The organism is Natronosporangium hydrolyticum (genome assembly GCF_016925615.1).
Classification (GTDB): Bacteria; Actinomycetota; Actinomycetes; order Mycobacteriales; family Micromonosporaceae; genus Natronosporangium; species Natronosporangium hydrolyticum.
Genome location: NZ_CP070499.1, coordinates 22,915 through 38,055 on the forward strand (window position 1 = coordinate 22,915; position 15,141 = coordinate 38,055).

Sequence of the window (15,141 nt, forward strand, 5' to 3'; positions counted from 1 at the left end):
GGTCATGGAGACTCGATCAGCTTCGCTCGTCGTCCTCGACCAGCCCGCGGTCTCGGAGCTGGCGTCCCAGCTGCGGGGGCAGCTCGTCGGCCCCACCGACCCCGGCTACGACGACGTACGCCGCTGTTGGAACGGGATGATCGACAAGCGGCCGGCGTTAGTCGTACGCTGCGCCGGGCCCAGCGATGTCCGCGTCGCCGTCGAGTTCGCCCGGAAGCACGGGCTCCCCGTGGCGGTACGGGGCGGTGGCCACAACGTCTCGGGCAACGCCATCTGTGACGGTGGTTTGGTCGTCGACCTCTCCGGGATGCGGGGGGTGCGGGTGGATCCGGCGAACCGCACCGTCCGCGCCGAGGGCGGTGCCACCATTGGCGATCTTGACCGGGAAACTCAGGTCTTCGGGCTGGCGGTGCCGATGGGAGTCGTGAGCGAGACCGGCATCGCCGGGCTGACGCTCGGCGGCGGGCTCGGCTGGTTGCGGCGCCGGTACGGCCTGAGCTGTGACAACCTGCTCTCGGTCGACCTCGTCACCGCTTCGGGTGAGCTGATCACCGTGGAGCCAGGGCAGCACCCGGACCTGTGGTGGGCGCTGGCCGGCGGCGGCGGCAACTTCGGGGTCGTCACCTCGTTCGAATTCCGCGCGCACCCGGTCGGCCCCGAGGTGTACTTCGCGTTCGTGCTCCATCCGCGGGAGCGCGCCGCGGCGGCGTTGCGGCAGTGGCGGGAGTGGGCCGCCGACGCGCCGGACGAGATCAGCTCGTTCGCGGTGTTGTGGCGGGTTCCGGAGCTACCCGAGCTGCCGCCCGAGCAGCATGGCCGGCCGGCGGTGGTGTTGCTGGCCATGCACAGCGGCGACCCGGCGGCGGGCGAGGAGGCGTTGCGACCGTTGCGGGAGCTCGGCACGCCGGTCGCCGACCTCTCCGGCCCGATGAGCTACCTCGGGGTGCAGAGCTTCTTCGACGAGGACTATCCCCCGCACGTCATGCGGTACTACTGGAAGTCGAGGTACCTGACCGGGCTGCCGGACGAGGCGATCGATCAGCTGGTCTCGGCGAACGACGCCAGCCCATCGCCCCGTTCGAACATCGACATCTGGCAGCTGGGTGGCGCGATGAGCCGGCGGAGTGTGCAGGCGACCGCGTTCGGGGACCGGTCCGCGCCGTTCCTGGTCGGGGTGGAGTCCAACTGGGAGTTGCCGGCCGACGACGAGGCGGGGGTGGCCTGGGGGCGGGAGACCTTCGCGCAGCTGGCCCCGTTCTCGATGGCCGGCGGCTACCTCAACTTCCCGGGCTTCTATGAGGATCATGATCGGTTGGTGGCCGATACCTTCGGTCCCAACCTCGGCCGGCTACGGGCAACGAAGCGCAGGTACGACCCGTCGAATCTGTTCCGCCTCAACCACAACATTCGCCCCAGCTGAGGACGTTCGGTTAGCATCGATGTGCGTACCTGAGCGAAGGGCGGGCCGATGAGTGGTGGGGGCAGCTTCGAGTCGCTGATCGACCAGCAGATCCGGGCGGCGCAGGAGCGGGGCGAGTTCGATGATCTCCCGGGGATGGGAGAGCCGTTGCCCGGTCGGGGTCGGCCGGACGACGAGCTGTGGTGGGTTCGCGGTTGGATGCAGCGGGAGGGCCTGTCGGGCGAGTCCTTCCTGCCGGCGTCGCTGCGGTTGGCCAAAGAGCTTGAGCGGTTGCCGGGGTTGGTCCGGGACTACCCGTCCGAACAACGGGTACGCGCCGCGGCGCAGGATCTGAACGACCGCATCGACCAGTTCCGGCTCGCACCCAGCGGCCCTCACGTGACGCTGCGAAAGGTAGACCCGGATGATTTAGTGGCGCAGTGGCGCGCCGCCCGACGTCAACGGGCGTAGTGGCGCGCCGGCCCCTGATGTCGGGCGGGGCGTAGTGGTGCGCCGGCCGGCGACGAACGACGGCAGTTTACGAATGATCTTTCTTGCTGCAGTCCAGCTAGCCGGCCTCGATGTCATTGCGGTTATTCGGCCGGGCTATCGGGCACGTGCGGAACCGCGTCCAATAACTGTTCCGACCAGGTTTTGGATCATCGGCTGGGCGTGCCCTTGCACGTGCGAATGTGGGTCGCAGGTGACGGTGCTCGTCGGTAGTCAGTGCAGCTAGTGAGCTACGTCTCAACGATGTCAGTGGAGATGGTTTCGGTTCGGTATCAATGTGCCGCTACTGCCCGGTAGCGCTTGTCGCCACCATTCAAAACTGTGTGCGGAGCCAGGTTCGTCGACTCTGAGTGGGGCTTACCGCAGTGGTTCGTCACCGCGGCACGACACGGTTCTTCCGACTCCGCCGAGGATGCCGCCGAAATGGGTCCGTCGGGGGTAGACTCCCCGGGCCGACTGCCCATTGGGGTGGGAGGTCAGTTATCCAAGGGGCCGCGTCCAGCCCTCGAAAGCGAGCGCGGCCCCTTGGCCCAACACCAACACTGTGCCCGGCTGGGCCGGCGACACCGGTGGAGGCGGTTGGATTGTCACACAGCGTAGTGACGCTTTGTGGTGAGCGTCTCTACGCTGTAGACAACGCGCGAGCACGGTAACACGTTACGGCTCGTCACCGGCTCCTCCATTCGCTTAGCCATGCCTAACTTCCGGGCCATGATTCGGAAGGGGAAGATTTGCCTAAGAACGGAGCGCTTCATTGGCTAACCGTTTTCGCCACGCTGCTGAGCGGGGGTTCGGTCCTGGTCCACGTGGCGCGCTGGCGGCCCGGTGTGCGGGGGTGGTTCGCTCGGCGGAGAAGCCAGCGCGATCAGCGCCGCGGTCAGCGTGATGATCAGCGGCTTGGTAACCGTCGTCAGCGGGCCGACCAGGTGCGGAGCGGGGCGGCTGGGCCACGGGCGTCCTGCCCGCTCGGGTCGGCGATGACCTGGGCGCTGCTCGGGGCGTTCGTCTGCTCCGCCGGGGCCTTCTCCGGCGTGGTCGTGCTGCGGCTGGGTGGGGTGCTGGGTAGCGGATAGGTGGAGTCGGGGCGGTGTCCGCGCGTGGTGGGCCCCGCCCCGGGCTTCCTGAGCGGCCCGGATTACCCGGATGAGCTCGCTGAAAAGCGGGAATCGTCCCCTCCGGGCGGCGCCTCCTGCCACTCTGGAGAGGGGACGATCTGGCCGGTGCACGGTTAAGGGCAGGGAGGCAGCATGAATCTCAGTGAGGTGCTCTCCACCGCGGGTGACGCCATCACCGTCCGGCGGGTCTATGCCGAGCCGTTCGAGAAGAACGGCGTCACCATCATCGCCGGGGCGATGGTGGCCGGTGGCGGCGGCGGTGGCGGGGGCCACGACGAGCAGGGCCAGGAGGGCGAGGGCGGCGGATTCGGAGTCAACGCCCGCCCGTCTGGTGCGTTCGTCATCAAGGATGGCCGGGTCAGCTGGCGGCCAGCGGTCGATGTCAATCAGCTCTTCGCGGTGGTCGGGGCGGTCGCGGTGGCGACCCTGTTCGCCTGGGCCCGGAGTCGCCGCGCCCGCCGCGCCGAGCTGTTGTCGATCTTCGGTAAGGCGGGTGGCCGCCGCCGGGGGGTCGGCCATAAGGCCCGCCGGCGAATGGCGAGCTCGGTCGCCGGCCGGCGCCGGCAGCATCGACGTAAGCAGGCGGCGATGCGTGCCCGTCGCTCCGCGCTCAACACCCGCTCGCGAAGCTGACCCCGCGAACGCCGCACTGGCCCGGATAGACACGCAGCCCGGCGGCAGGGTCAGGCGACTCCGGCGGGGCGGAACTGCACGCTCACTCTCGGCCCGACCGACTGGCTGGTCTTCGGGATCGCATGCTCGAAGGTGCGCTGGCAGGAGCCGCCCATCACCAGCAGGTCGCCGTGGCCGAGCGGGAACTTGGGGCGTGGCCCGTCTCCGCCACCGCGGGGCCGCACCAGCAGTGGCCGCGCCGCTCCGAATGCGACGATCGCGACCATTGTGTCCACCCGGGCCGAGCGGCCGTGGGTGTCGCCGTGCCAGGCGACGCTGTCGCGCCCGTCCCGGTAGAGGCACATCCCGGCGGTGACGAACGGTTCGCCCAACTCGGCCGCGTAGTGCTCGGTGAGCTGGCGTCGGGCCTCGGTGAGCACCGGATGGGGTAGCGGCTCGTCGCGGCCATACCACCGCAGCAGCCGGGGGACCACCACCTCGTCGTCATACATCCGGCGGCGCTCGGCCCGCCACGACACCTCGGCGACCAGGGTCGCCAGCACCTCGTCGGCGCCGCTCACCCAGCCGGGCAGGTGATCCACCCAGGCGCCGCACCCCAGTTGATGCCGGACCAACTGCCCAGCGAGCGGCCCGAGTCTGGGCTGGACCGACTCGAACTCCAGCAGCGCGGGCTGATACTCACCCCCGGTCATGGGCCCCAATCTACCAGCGAATTCGTACACTTGTGCCGAGGTGGCGGCGGTGATCAGCTCCGGTACGCGAGCAGGTAACCCTGGCGGGTACGTTCCAGCCCTGGCTCCGGTTCCCGGGTCGCGGTCACCCGGATCGCGAACCCGGCCTCCCGCAACAACTCGGCGACCTCGTCCGGCTGTTGCCGGTAGAAGTCGAGCGAGATCGGTAGCCCGTCGAGGTTGTCGAAGTGCCGGTGGTCGTCGCCGACCTGGAACGCCAGCATCAGCTGCCCGCCGGGGGCGAGCGCCCGGTAGAACTCCACGAACAGCTGCGGCCGATGCTGCCACGGGACATGGATGATGGCGTACGAGGCGAGCAGCCCCCGCAGGCCGCCGTCGGGCAGCGGCAGCTCCAGCATCGAGCCCACTACGAACCCGAGCCGCGGGTATGCCAGCCGGGCCGACGCGACCATCTCCGGTGACAGGTCGATGCCGAAGGCCGCCACCCCGAGTTCGGTCAGCTCCGCGGTCAGCCAGCCCGGGCCGCAGCCGACGTCGGCGACCGGGCCGGACCCACCCTGGCGAAGATAGCCGGCGAAGGCGGCGAGCAGCGCCCGATCGAACGGCTTCGCCGCGGTGTCGGTGCCGGTCCGGTACAGGTGGTGGTGGGCGAGGGCGTCGTAGGAGTGCCGGGTGGCGGTCAGGAAGGCAGCCTCGGTCATGGCCGCAGACCCTAGCCGCAGCCGCCGACCGGCCGTGGCAGGATCACAGAGGTGTTGGGAACTCTCGCCACCGAGCCGGCGTTGACCCGGCCGGACCTGCTCGCCGACCCGGTCATCGCGGCCCTGACCGACCGGCCCGAGCTGGCCGCCGAGGCGCTGGTGGCCCCGATCGACCCGGAGCTCGCCGACACCGCCGCCTTCTGCGCGGCGTACCAGGTGGGGTTGGAGATCTCCGCGAACTGTGTGGTGGTGGTCGGCAAGCGGGGCGGGGAGCCGATGTACGCCGCGTGTCTGGTGCTCGCCACCACCCGGGCGGACGTGAACGGGGTGGTCCGGCGCCACCTCGGTGCCCGGAAGGCGAGCTTCGCGGGCATGGACGATGCGGTGGCCCGCACCGGCATGGAGTACGGCGGCATCACCCCGGTCGGGTTGCCGAGCGACTGGCCGGTCCTGGTCGACCAGCGGGTCGCCGACGCCGAGTATGCGGTGGTCGGCTCCGGGGTACGCCGCAGCAAACTGGCGGTGCCGGGTCGGCTGCTCGCCGCCCTGCCCGCCGCCGAGGTGCTGGACCTGGCGCTGCCGACCAGCTGACCGAGCGGGACGGGCAGCCCGCGGCGGCTCAGCCGAGGACGTCCGCCACGGTCAGCGGGGTCTCCCGGCGCTCGCCGGTGACCCGGTCCCGCAGCTCGCCGTACCCTTCGTCGACCCGGCGGCCCAGCACCACGATCCGGGGGATGCCGAGCAGCTCCGCGTCGGTGAACTTCACCCCGGCCGAGACGCTGACCCGGTCGTCCAACAGCACCCGGCGACCGGCGGCGGTGAGCTCCTCCGCCAGCGTCAGCGCGGCGTCGAGTTGCCGCTGCCCGGTGGGCACCAGGTGGATGTCGCAGGGCGCCACCGCCGCGGGCCACACCAGACCGTCGTCGTCGTGGTGCTGTTCGGCGATGGTGGCGAGCAGCCGGGAGATGCCGATGCCGTAGCTGCCCATGGTGATCCGGGTCAGGCCACCGTCGGCGCCGGAGGCGTCCAGCTCGAACGCGTCGGTGAACCGCTTGCCGAGCTGGAAGACGTGCCCCACCTCGATGCCGCGGCGGATCTCCAGCGCGCCGTGTTCACACGCCGGGCAGGGGTCGCCGTCGCGGATCGCCGCCGCCTCGATGGTGCTGTCCGGGGTGAAGTCGCGCCCGCAGACCACGCCGGTGGCGTGCCGGCCGGGTTCGTTCGCGCCGGTCAGCCAGGCCGACCCGGCCACCACCCGGGGGTCGACCAGGTATCGCACGCCGGCCTTGTGCAGCTCCTGCGGGCCGAGGTAGCCGCGGACCAGCTCCGGCCGCGCCGGCCAGTCTTCGAAGAGGGCGACGCTCGCCGGGTGCAGCACCGCCTCCAGCCGGCGCATGTCTACTTCCCGGTCGCCGGGGACGCCGATCACCAGCAGCTGCGGGGCCGGGTCGCTGGGCCCGCGTACCTCGATGGCGACGTTCTTGAGCGTGTCGGCGGCGGTCCAGTCGGTGCGGCCGCCGAGCTGGTGCTGGTTGGCGTGGGCGACCAGGGTCTCGATGGTCGGGGTGTCGGGAGTGTCGTGGACCTGCAGCGGCGGGCCAGCGGCCGGGTTCTGACTCGCCGGCGGCGGGGTGGTCACCGCCTCGGTGTTCGCGGCGTAGCCGCACTCGGTGCAGCCGACGAAGGTGTCCTCGCCGGAAGGGGTCTCGGCCAGGAACTCCTCGCTGCGGGACCCGCCCATGCTGCCGGAGAGGGCCTCCACCACCGTGTACCGCAGGCCCAGCCGGTCGAAGATCCGTTGGTACGCGGCGCGGTGGGCGGCGTACGACTCGGTGAGCCCGGCGGCGTCAAGGTCGAACGAGTAGGAATCCTTCATCAGGAACTCGCGGCCGCGGAGCAGCCCACCTCGCGGCCGGGCCTCGTTGCGGAACTTGGTCTGGATCTGGAACAGCGTCACCGGATAGTCCCGGTAGGACGAGCAGAGGTCCTTGACCAGCAGCGTCATCATCTCTTCGTGGGTCGGCGCCAGCAGCAGGTCGCCGCCGCGCCGGTCGCGCAGCCGGAACAGCTGGTCGCCGAACTCGACCCACCGGCGGGAGGTCTGGTAGGGCTCGGCCGGCAGTAGCGCGGGGAACTCCACCTCCTGGCCGCCGATGCCGAACATCTCGCCTCGGACCAGGTCAGCGATGCGGTCCAACACCAGCTTGCCCAGCGGCAGGAAGGCGTAGCCGCCGGGGGCCGCGCGACGGATGTAGCCGGCGCGGACCAGCAGCCGGTGGCTGGGCACCTCCGCGTCTGCTGGGTCCTCGCGCAACGTCCGGACGAACAGCTTCGACATCCGCAACAGCATCTGACCAGCCTACGGCGACAGTTGGCCCGCGCTACCGTAAGGGTCGTGCGTTGGAGCAGCTTTGTAGCAGTGGGTGACAGTTTTACCGAGGGCATGGACGACCCGGATCCGGCCGGTGACGGTTTCCGGGGCTGGGCCGACCTGGTCGCCGAGGCGCTCGCCGCTGGCCGGGCCGAGTTCGGGTACGCCAACCTGGCGGTCCGGGGTCGGCTCTTCGCCCAGGTGGCGGCCGAGCAGGTGCCGGCGGCGTTGGCGATGCGACCGGCGCTGGTCAGCTTCGCCGCTGGCGGCAACGACGTGCTGCGTCGCAGCTTCGAGCCGGACTCGATGCTGCGCCGGTTCGACGAGGTGGTGGCCGAGATCCGCGGGGCCGGGGCGGAGCTGATCCTGTTCCGGTTCGCGGACCTGAGCCGGCGGCTGCCGGGCGGGCGGTTCATCGCGCCGCGGGCGACCCTGCTCAACGAGGCGGTGGTGGCGACCGCGGACCGGCACGGGGCGACCGTGATCGATCTGTGGTCGGACGACGCGTTCGACCACCCAGAGTTGTGGAGTGTGGACCGGCTGCATCTTTCGTCGGCCGGGCATCGACGGGTGGCCGCCCATGTGCTCACCGGGTTGGGGATGAGTCCGGATCCCCAGTGGTGGGAGGAGCCGTCGCCGACCCCAGCGGCGGGGTGGTGGGCGCGGCGCACCGCCGACGTGGTGTGGACCGGCCAGTACCTCGCGCCGTGGGTGAAGCGGCGGCTCACCGGCCGCTCCTCGGGGGACCTGGTGACCGCTAAGCGGCCCCGGTTGACGCCGCTACGGGGTGACGGTCAGGTGGGCGAGCACCCGCTCGGCTAACGCCCGGTCACCGGCGATCTTGAGCTCCGGTTCGGGGCGGTCCCCGCGACCGCAGCAGAGCCGGGTGTACGCCTCCCAGCCGAGGGTCAGGTGGCAGGTGGCGGACCGGCCGGGGGCGACTAGTGCGCCCTTGCCTGCCTGGTCGACGGTGACCGCCACGTCGATGGTGACCGGGCCGCGGGTGGTGAGCCGGACCGAGGCGCCGGGCGGCGCCTGCGCCGCCTTGGCCACGATCCGGGGCAGGCTGGCCACGAACAGGTCTCCGGCGATCGCCGCGGCCGGGCTGGCCAGGTTGCCCGGCTGGCCGACGGCGCGGCGGACGTCCTGTTCGTGCGCCCACACGTCGAGTACCCGGATCTTCAGCAGCTGCGACAGCGGCATCCGGGCCCCGGTGGCGAGCTGGGTCGGCTGGTCCGGGTCGAGCGGCTGGCGGGCCAGCTGCACCCGGCGCAGCTCGTACACCTGGCGGAGCTCCGCCAGCACCTGCCCGGGCGGGTGGTCGCGGCGGGCGGCGACCGGCGCCGCGACCCAGGCTTCATACCCTTGCTCGGGGAGTTGGTGCCCGTCGGCCATCCACTGCTCGCCGCCGATCAGGTGGGAATAGATGTCTTTGACGGTCCACCGGGGGCATTCGGTGGGCCCGCCCCACGCCGGATCCGGCAGGCTCTGGCCGAGACGCAGCAGCGACTCCAGCGACTGCCGCCACGCCGCGACCGATTGGTACACCGATGACATGGAGTGAGCCTGCCGTCCGGCCGGCTGCCCCGCAACCCCCTGGAGTCCCGATCTTTGAACGTCCGTTCAGCACGCTGCTGCCCGAGGCGGGCGCTCGGTACCCTAACCAGATGACAATCGGGGCACAGACCCGCCGCGGCGGCCGCCGGGACCAGATCCTGGAGATCGCGGTGCGCCTCTTCGCGGAGCGGGGCTATCACGGTGTGTCGATGGACGACATCGGCTCGGCCGCCGGCGTGACCGGGCCGGCTCTCTACCACCACTTCGCCGGCAAAGAGTCGATGCTGGTCGCCGCGCTTACCCCGGTGAGTGAGGGGCTGTTGACCGGGGCCCGGGAGCGGGCGGCGGCGCACCCCGGCGACCCCGACCGGGCGCTGGAGTCACTTATCGACTTCCATGTCGAGTTCGCGCTCGCCAACCCCGCCGTGATCGCGCTGCACCTGCACGAGCTGGACCGGCTGCCGGAGGAGCCCCGGCGGCAGATCCGGAAGTTGCAGCGCCTCTACGTGGAAGAGTGGGTGATCGTGCTGGACGCGGTCCGCCCGGAGCTCTCCGCCGCCGAGGCGAGGGTGCTGGCCCACGCCGCCTTCGGCCTGATGAACTCCACCCCGTTTCTGGGTGGGGAGGTGAACCGGGCCCGGCGGGCGGCGCTGCTGCGGCAGGCGGCGCTGAGCGCGCTGCTGCGCCCCGCCCAGGCAGGAGCCGACGCCCAGGACGAGCCCGCCGCTCGAGACGATTCCGATGTTCGGCACGATTCTGAGGGAGCCGCATGATCGAGTCACTACTGGTCGCCAACCGCGGGGAGATCGCCCGCCGGATCATCCGTACCGCCCGCCGGCTGGGGGTGCGGACCATCGCCGTCTACGCCGAGCCGGACGCCGACCTGCCGTTCGTCGCCGAGGCCGACCAGGCGGTCGCGCTTACCGCGGCGCAGCCGGCGCAGGCCTACCGGGACGTGCCGGCGGTGCTGGCGGCGGCGAAGGAGACCGGGGCGCAGGCGGTGCACCCCGGCTACGGCTTCCTGTCGGAAAATCCCGACTTCGCCCGGGCCGTGGTCGAGCAGGGGCTGCGCTGGGTCGGCCCGGCCCCGGAGGCGATCGCCGCCATGGGCGACAAGATCAACGCCCGTAATCTGATGTCCGCCGCCGGGGTGCCGGTGGCGCCCGGCACCGTCGAGCCGGTGCCGGACGCCGACGCCGCGCTCGCCGCCGCTGCCGAGATCGGTTACCCGATCATGGTGAAGGCGGCTGCTGGCGGCGGGGGTATGGGCATGGCGGTCGCGGCCGACGAAGCCGCGCTGGCCACCGAATACGCCAAGGTGGCCGGCTTCGCCGAGCGGATGTTCGGCGACCCGGCGGTGCTGCTGGAGCGGTACTTCCCGCGGGTGCGCCATGTGGAGGCGCAGGTGTTGGGGCTAGCCGACGGTCGGGTGGTGGCGCTGGGCGAGCGCGAGTGCTCGGTGCAGCGCCGCAACCAGAAGCTGGTCGAAGAGTCCCCGTCCCCGGCGCTCACCGGCGAGCAACGCTCCGCGCTGCTCGCCGCGGCGGTACGGGCGGGCGAGGCGGTCGACTACCGCAACGCTGGCACGGTGGAGTTCCTGTTCGCCCCGGAGACCGGGGAGTTCTTCTTCCTGGAGATGAACACCCGGCTGCAGGTGGAGCACCCGGTGACCGAGGCGGTCTACGGCATCGACCTGGTCGAGGCGCAGCTGCGGATCGCCGCCGGGGAGCCGGTGACGGTGCCGACCGAGCCAGCTGGCCACGCGATCGAGCTGCGGGTCAACGCCGAGGATCCGAAGCGGTTCTTCCCCGGCCCCGGCGCGATCACCGAGTGGGTCGAGCCGACCGGTGAAGGGGTGCGGGTCGACTCGGGCTACGCCGCCGGCACCACCGTCACCCCGCACTTCGACTCGCTGATGGCGAAGCTGATCGTCTACGCCCCCGACCGTTCGCAGGCGCTCGCCCGGCTCCGCACCGCGGTCGCCGAGTTCCAGATCGCCGGGCCGAAGCACAACCTGCCGTTCTTCGCCGAACTGCTCGACAACGACGAGTTCGTCTCCGGCGACTACGACACCGGCATCGTCTCCCGCCGCTGACCCACCCCGCCCCAGGGCACCACCCGGGGCGCCCTCCCCGGGGGCGCTGATCATGGACTTAGGTACATCATCAGCGCCCCTGGGCGCCCCTAGCTCCATGATCGACCCGGGTGGGGGTGGAGCTACGCCCAGAGGGTGGATATGGGCGCGGCCGTGAGTCGGTCACCGAGCGAGTATGCGAGCTGGCCGGTGTGCAAGATGACTCCGCCGACGAACTCGTCGCCGAGCTCGTCGCGTAACCAGGCGAGGTGCCGAGCGTCGCCAGTGCCGGGCGCCCCCGCCTTGACCTCGATTGCCACGGTCCGTCGCCCGGACAACTCCGCGATCAGGTCGATCTCGCGCCGCCCGTCCGCCTGCCGCAGGTGAAACAGCCGTGGCCGGCTCCGACAGAGCGGCAGCTCCGCCCGCAGCTGGGCCATCACGAATGTATCGAGCAGCCGACCCAGTAGGAGCGCGTCCTGCAGGATGCTGTTTGTGTCCAGGCGCAATACGCTAGCGACCAGCGCCGGCTCGATCAGATACCGCTTCGGGGTACGGACCAGGCGCTTGAGGCGGCTGGAGTGCCACGCTGGCACAGCCTCGGCCACCAGAAGATTGCGCAGCAAATGGTCATACGCGTCAGCAGTGGCTCGGCTCAGATCGGCGGCCCGAAAAACCGCCTGGTGCTCCACCACACCAGCCGTGTGCAGGGCGAGTGCCTCCAGGTAGCGGCGGACCCGGTCGGGGTCACGCTGCCCACCGATCATGGCGAGGTCCCTGGTCAGCAGTTGATCCAGGTAGCTGTCGAGCCAACGTTCCCGAAGATCGGCGGGTAGCTCGAGCGCCGCCTCGGGGAATCCACTCCGCAGCGCCAGCTCTACGTATCCCCGAAGGTCCGGCCGCTCGAGTGGCGTCGGCAGATGCTCCACGCCCTGGGCGGCGACCCGGTCCAGGAACGGCTCGCGTGGTGCGCGGCCTAGGAGCTCGGCCACGGTCAGCCCGTACATGTTGACGCGAACCAATCGGCCCGTGCCCGGCCACGTCGGCGAGTCGAGGTCGCCCCGCACTGAGCCAGTGACCAGGAATCGTCCGGGGTGTGGTGCCTGGTCGACCGCCCGCTTGACCGCGCCAAGTACGGCTGGGGCGACCTGCCACTCGTCGATCAGCACCGGCTCGTCGAGTTCCCGGAGCACGGCGTCCGGGTCGACCGCCACCGCTTGTGCCGTGGGTGGGTAGTCAAGACGCAACTCTGAGCGGGCGAAGCGGTGGGCGGTGGTGGTCTTGCCCACTGCCCGGGGGCCGACCAGTAGCAACGCGGGCAGGCCGGCTAACAGTTCTCCGATGAGCGGGTCGACAGCCCGGAGGGCGTAGGTGCCGTCGGCCGCGTCGTTGGTACCCCCCACTACCTGGGCTTCCTTTCCCGCGCACCGTTCGTTATCGCTCTCACGCGCGCCAGCCTATCGCTCTCACACGTCGCTCGCTATCGCTCTCACACACCCTCGGCTATCGCTCTCACACATCGGTGGGGTATCGGGCGGACCTGCGGCCGGCGGCGAGGCTGTCACAATGAAGGCATGACGGAGCTGCCAGCGCAGGTGAGTATCCGGGAAGTGGGGCCGCGTGACGGTCTCCAGAACGAGGCGCCGGTGCCGACCGAGGCGAAGGTCCGGCTGCTTGACGCCCTCAGCCACACCGGCGTACGCCGGATCGAGGCGGTCTCGTTCGTGCATCCGAAGGCGATCCCGCAGATGGCCGACGCCGACGAGGTCTGGGCGAAGGCCACCACGGTCGACGGGGTGCGCTACTCCGCGCTGGTGCCCAACTCGCGCGGGGCGCAGCGGGCGCTGGCGGCGGGGTTCACCGAGATCGAGGTGGTGGTCTCGGCGAGCGACACCCACAACCGGCGCAACGTCAACCGGGCGACCGCCGAGTCGCTCGACGACATTGCCGCGCTGATCGGGCAGCTGCACAGCCAGGGCGCGGTCGCCGAGGTGATCATCGCGACCTCGTTCGGCTGCCCGTACGAGGGGGATGTCGACCCGGCCCGGGTGGCCGGAATCGTGGACCGGGTGGTCGCCGACGGCGCGGACCGGGTGTCCTTCGGCGACACCACCGGGATGGCCACGCCGCGGCGGGTGCGGGAGGTGGTGACCGCGGTCCGCGATCGCCACCCGGACCTGCCGCTTTTGCTGCACTTCCACAACACCCGCGGCACCGCGCTGGCGAATGTGCTGGCGGCGCTGCAGCTCGGCGTCACCGATTTCGACGCCAGCGTGGGCGGGCTCGGCGGCTGCCCGTACGCCCCGGGGGCCTCCGGCAACGTCGCCACCGAAGAGGTGGTGCATATGCTGCACGACCTGGGGATCGATACCGGTGTCGACCTGGAGGCGCTGCTGGCGGCGGCGGCGCTGGCCGAGGAGATCGTGGGTCGGGAGCTGCCCTCCGGGGTGCTGCGCGCCGGTCCTCGTACCCGGCTGGTGAGCTGACCGAAAACCCGGTAACCTAACGATCGTTAAATCCCTGCTCCGCAGATGAGGAGTCGCGGTGACGATCGAGGAAGAGGACCTGGCAAAGCTCCGGGACCGGGTCCACGCTGGCGGGGCCGAGCGCTACCACGCCGCTAACGCCGCGAAGGGCAAGTTGTTCGCCCGCGAGCGGGTGACCCGGCTGGTCGACGCCGGCTCGTTCGTCGAGGATGGCGAGCTGGCCAATGCCGTCGCCGACGGGCTGCCGGCCGATGGGGTGGTGACCGGCCAGGCGACCATCGACGGGCGCCGGGTCTGTCTGATGGCGAACGACTCCACGGTGAAGGCCGGCTCCTGGGGCGCCCGTACCGTTGAGAAGATCATCCGGATCATCGAGCAGGCGTACGCCGCCGGGGTGCCGATGGTCTATCTGGTCGACTCGGCCGGCGCCCGGATCACCGATCAGGTCGACCTCTTCCCGGGTCGGCGCGGCGCCGGCAAGATTTTCTGGAACCAGGTGCGGGCCTCCGGCTCCATCCCGCAGGTCTGCGCACTCTTCGGGCCCAGCGCCGCCGGTGGCGCGTACATCCCCGCCTTCTGTGACGTGGTGGCGATGGTGGACGGCAACGCCAGCATGTATCTGGGCTCGGACCGGATGGTGCAGATGGTCACCGGCGAACAGACCACTCTGGAGGCGATGGGCGGCGCCCGGGTTCACACCACCGACTCCGGCGTCGGCCACTTTCTCTGCAAGGACGAGGATGAGGCGCTCGGCGTGGTCCGGCGCTATCTGTCGTACCTCCCGGCGAACTGGACCGAGTCGCCACCGGTGGCCGAGTCGGCGTCACCGGCCACTGTGGATCTCACCGCGCTGGTCCCGGCGAGCGAGCGGCAGGCCTTCGACATGCGTCGGCTGGTCAAGGGGCTGGTCGACGACGGCTCGTTCTTCGAGATACAGGCGAAGTGGGCGCGGGAACTTACCGTCGGCTTCGCCCGACTGAACGGCCAGCCGATCGGGGTGGTCGGCAACAATTCCATGCACAAGGGCGGCGTCCTCTTCGTCGACTCGGCCGACAAGGCGACCCGGTTCGTGCAGCTCTGCGACGCCTTCAACATTCCGTTGCTCTTCCTCGCCGATGTGCCCGGCTTCATGGTCGGCAGCGCGGTGGAGAAGCAGGGCATCATCCGGCACGGCGCGAAGATGATCAGCGCGATCTCCGAGGCGACCGTCCCCAAGATCTGCGTGGTGGTGCGCAAGGCGTACGGCGCCGGGCTGTACGCGATGGCCGGGCCGGGCTTCGAGCCGGACGCGACGCTGGCGCTGCCCACCGCCAAGATTGCGGTGATGGGGGCCGAGGCGGCGGTGAACGCGGTCTACGCCAACAAGATCGCCGCGCTCGCCAGCGACGAGGAGCGGGCGGAGTTCATCGCCGAGAAGCGGCGTGAGTACGAGGCCGACATCGACCTGGTCCGGCTCGCCAGCGAACTCGTCATCGACGCCGTACTGCCGCCGGACCAGCTGCGGGCGGAGCTGATCCGCCGCTACGCGCTCGCCGCCACAAAGGATCGCCACTTCTCGCGTCGCCGTCACGGGGTCACCCCCGTCTGAGGAAGGGACCAGCAC

13 protein-coding genes and 1 pseudogene are annotated in these 15,141 nt (G+C 70.8%); 9 read left to right on the forward strand and 5 right to left on the reverse strand.

All coding sequences use genetic code 11. From position 1 onward, the window contains the following. Positions 1–4: 4 nt before the first annotated feature. The 3 genes from JQS43_RS00130 to JQS43_RS00140 all read left to right on the forward strand — a co-directional run bounded on the left by JQS43_RS00130 (position 5) and on the right by JQS43_RS00140 (position 3,657). Positions 5–1,420, forward strand: a complete 1,416-nt coding sequence (locus tag JQS43_RS00130; protein ID WP_239677007.1) for an FAD-binding oxidoreductase — start codon at positions 5–7, stop codon at positions 1,418–1,420. A gap of 48 nt (positions 1,421–1,468) precedes the next feature. Beyond that, a complete protein-coding gene (locus JQS43_RS00135; RefSeq protein WP_239677008.1) occupies positions 1,469–1,870 on the forward strand; it encodes a DnaJ family domain-containing protein in 402 nt (133 codons plus the stop codon). Between the two features lie 1,286 nt (positions 1,871–3,156). Continuing rightward, a complete protein-coding gene (locus JQS43_RS00140) occupies positions 3,157–3,657 on the forward strand; it encodes a hypothetical protein (protein WP_239677009.1) in 501 nt (166 codons plus the stop codon). A gap of 50 nt (positions 3,658–3,707) precedes the next feature. Here the strand turns inward: JQS43_RS00140 and JQS43_RS00145 are convergent, their stop codons facing one another. Together JQS43_RS00145 and JQS43_RS00150 are read right to left on the reverse strand one after the other, a co-directional pair. Next, positions 3,708–4,349 (reverse strand): alpha-ketoglutarate-dependent dioxygenase AlkB, encoded by a 642-nt coding sequence (locus JQS43_RS00145; RefSeq protein WP_239677010.1) that lies wholly within the window; start codon positions 4,347–4,349, stop codon positions 3,708–3,710. A gap of 53 nt (positions 4,350–4,402) precedes the next feature. Next, positions 4,403–5,050 (reverse strand): class I SAM-dependent methyltransferase, encoded by a 648-nt coding sequence (locus JQS43_RS00150; RefSeq protein ID WP_239677011.1) that lies wholly within the window; start codon positions 5,048–5,050, stop codon positions 4,403–4,405. Positions 5,051–5,104: 54 nt separating this feature from the next. Between JQS43_RS00150 and JQS43_RS00155 the strand changes: the two genes are divergently transcribed. Continuing rightward, the gene (locus tag JQS43_RS00155) at positions 5,105–5,641 is read left to right on the forward strand and encodes a YbaK/EbsC family protein (protein ID WP_239679581.1); all 537 of its coding nucleotides are present in this window, start codon (positions 5,105–5,107) and stop codon (positions 5,639–5,641) included. A gap of 28 nt (positions 5,642–5,669) precedes the next feature. Here JQS43_RS00155 and JQS43_RS00160 read toward each other — a convergent pair whose 3' ends face one another. Continuing rightward, entirely contained in the window at positions 5,670–7,400 is a 1,731-nt protein-coding gene (locus tag JQS43_RS00160) for a proline--tRNA ligase (RefSeq protein ID WP_239677012.1), read from the reverse strand. Positions 7,401–7,445: 45 nt separating this feature from the next. Between JQS43_RS00160 and JQS43_RS00165 the strand changes: the two genes are divergently transcribed. After that, the gene (locus JQS43_RS00165) at positions 7,446–8,243 is read left to right on the forward strand and encodes an SGNH/GDSL hydrolase family protein (protein ID WP_239677013.1); all 798 of its coding nucleotides are present in this window, start codon (positions 7,446–7,448) and stop codon (positions 8,241–8,243) included. On the opposite strand, the gene JQS43_RS00170 is transcribed toward JQS43_RS00165, so the two are convergent. Next, on the reverse strand, positions 8,202–8,978 hold the full coding sequence (locus JQS43_RS00170) for a maleylpyruvate isomerase family mycothiol-dependent enzyme (RefSeq protein WP_239677014.1): 777 nt from the start codon (positions 8,976–8,978) through the stop codon (positions 8,202–8,204). The two genes, JQS43_RS00165 and JQS43_RS00170, sit on opposite strands and share 42 nt — an antisense overlap. Positions 8,979–9,088: 110 nt before the next feature. Between JQS43_RS00170 and JQS43_RS00175 the strand changes: the two are divergent. Next, a pseudogene (locus tag JQS43_RS00175) lies at positions 9,089–9,667 on the forward strand (TetR/AcrR family transcriptional regulator); the annotation flags it as partial. A gap of 80 nt (positions 9,668–9,747) precedes the next feature. Next, complete coding sequence (locus tag JQS43_RS00180) at positions 9,748–11,073, forward strand: acetyl-CoA carboxylase biotin carboxylase subunit (protein ID WP_239677015.1); 1,326 nt, start codon at positions 9,748–9,750, stop codon at positions 11,071–11,073. Positions 11,074–11,195: 122 nt separating this feature from the next. Here JQS43_RS00180 and JQS43_RS00185 read toward each other — a convergent pair whose 3' ends face one another. Beyond that, positions 11,196–12,455, reverse strand: coding sequence for an ATP-binding protein (locus JQS43_RS00185; protein ID WP_239677016.1), 1,260 nt, complete (start codon positions 12,453–12,455; stop codon positions 11,196–11,198). 180 nt (positions 12,456–12,635) lie between these two features. Between JQS43_RS00185 and JQS43_RS00190 the strand changes: the two genes are divergently transcribed. Beyond that, complete coding sequence (locus JQS43_RS00190; protein WP_420847722.1) at positions 12,636–13,538, forward strand: hydroxymethylglutaryl-CoA lyase; 903 nt, start codon at positions 12,636–12,638, stop codon at positions 13,536–13,538. 58 nt (positions 13,539–13,596) lie between these two features. Continuing rightward, on the forward strand, positions 13,597–15,126 hold the full coding sequence (locus JQS43_RS00195) for an acyl-CoA carboxylase subunit beta (RefSeq protein ID WP_239677018.1): 1,530 nt from the start codon (positions 13,597–13,599) through the stop codon (positions 15,124–15,126). Positions 15,127–15,141: the final 15 nt, after the last annotated feature.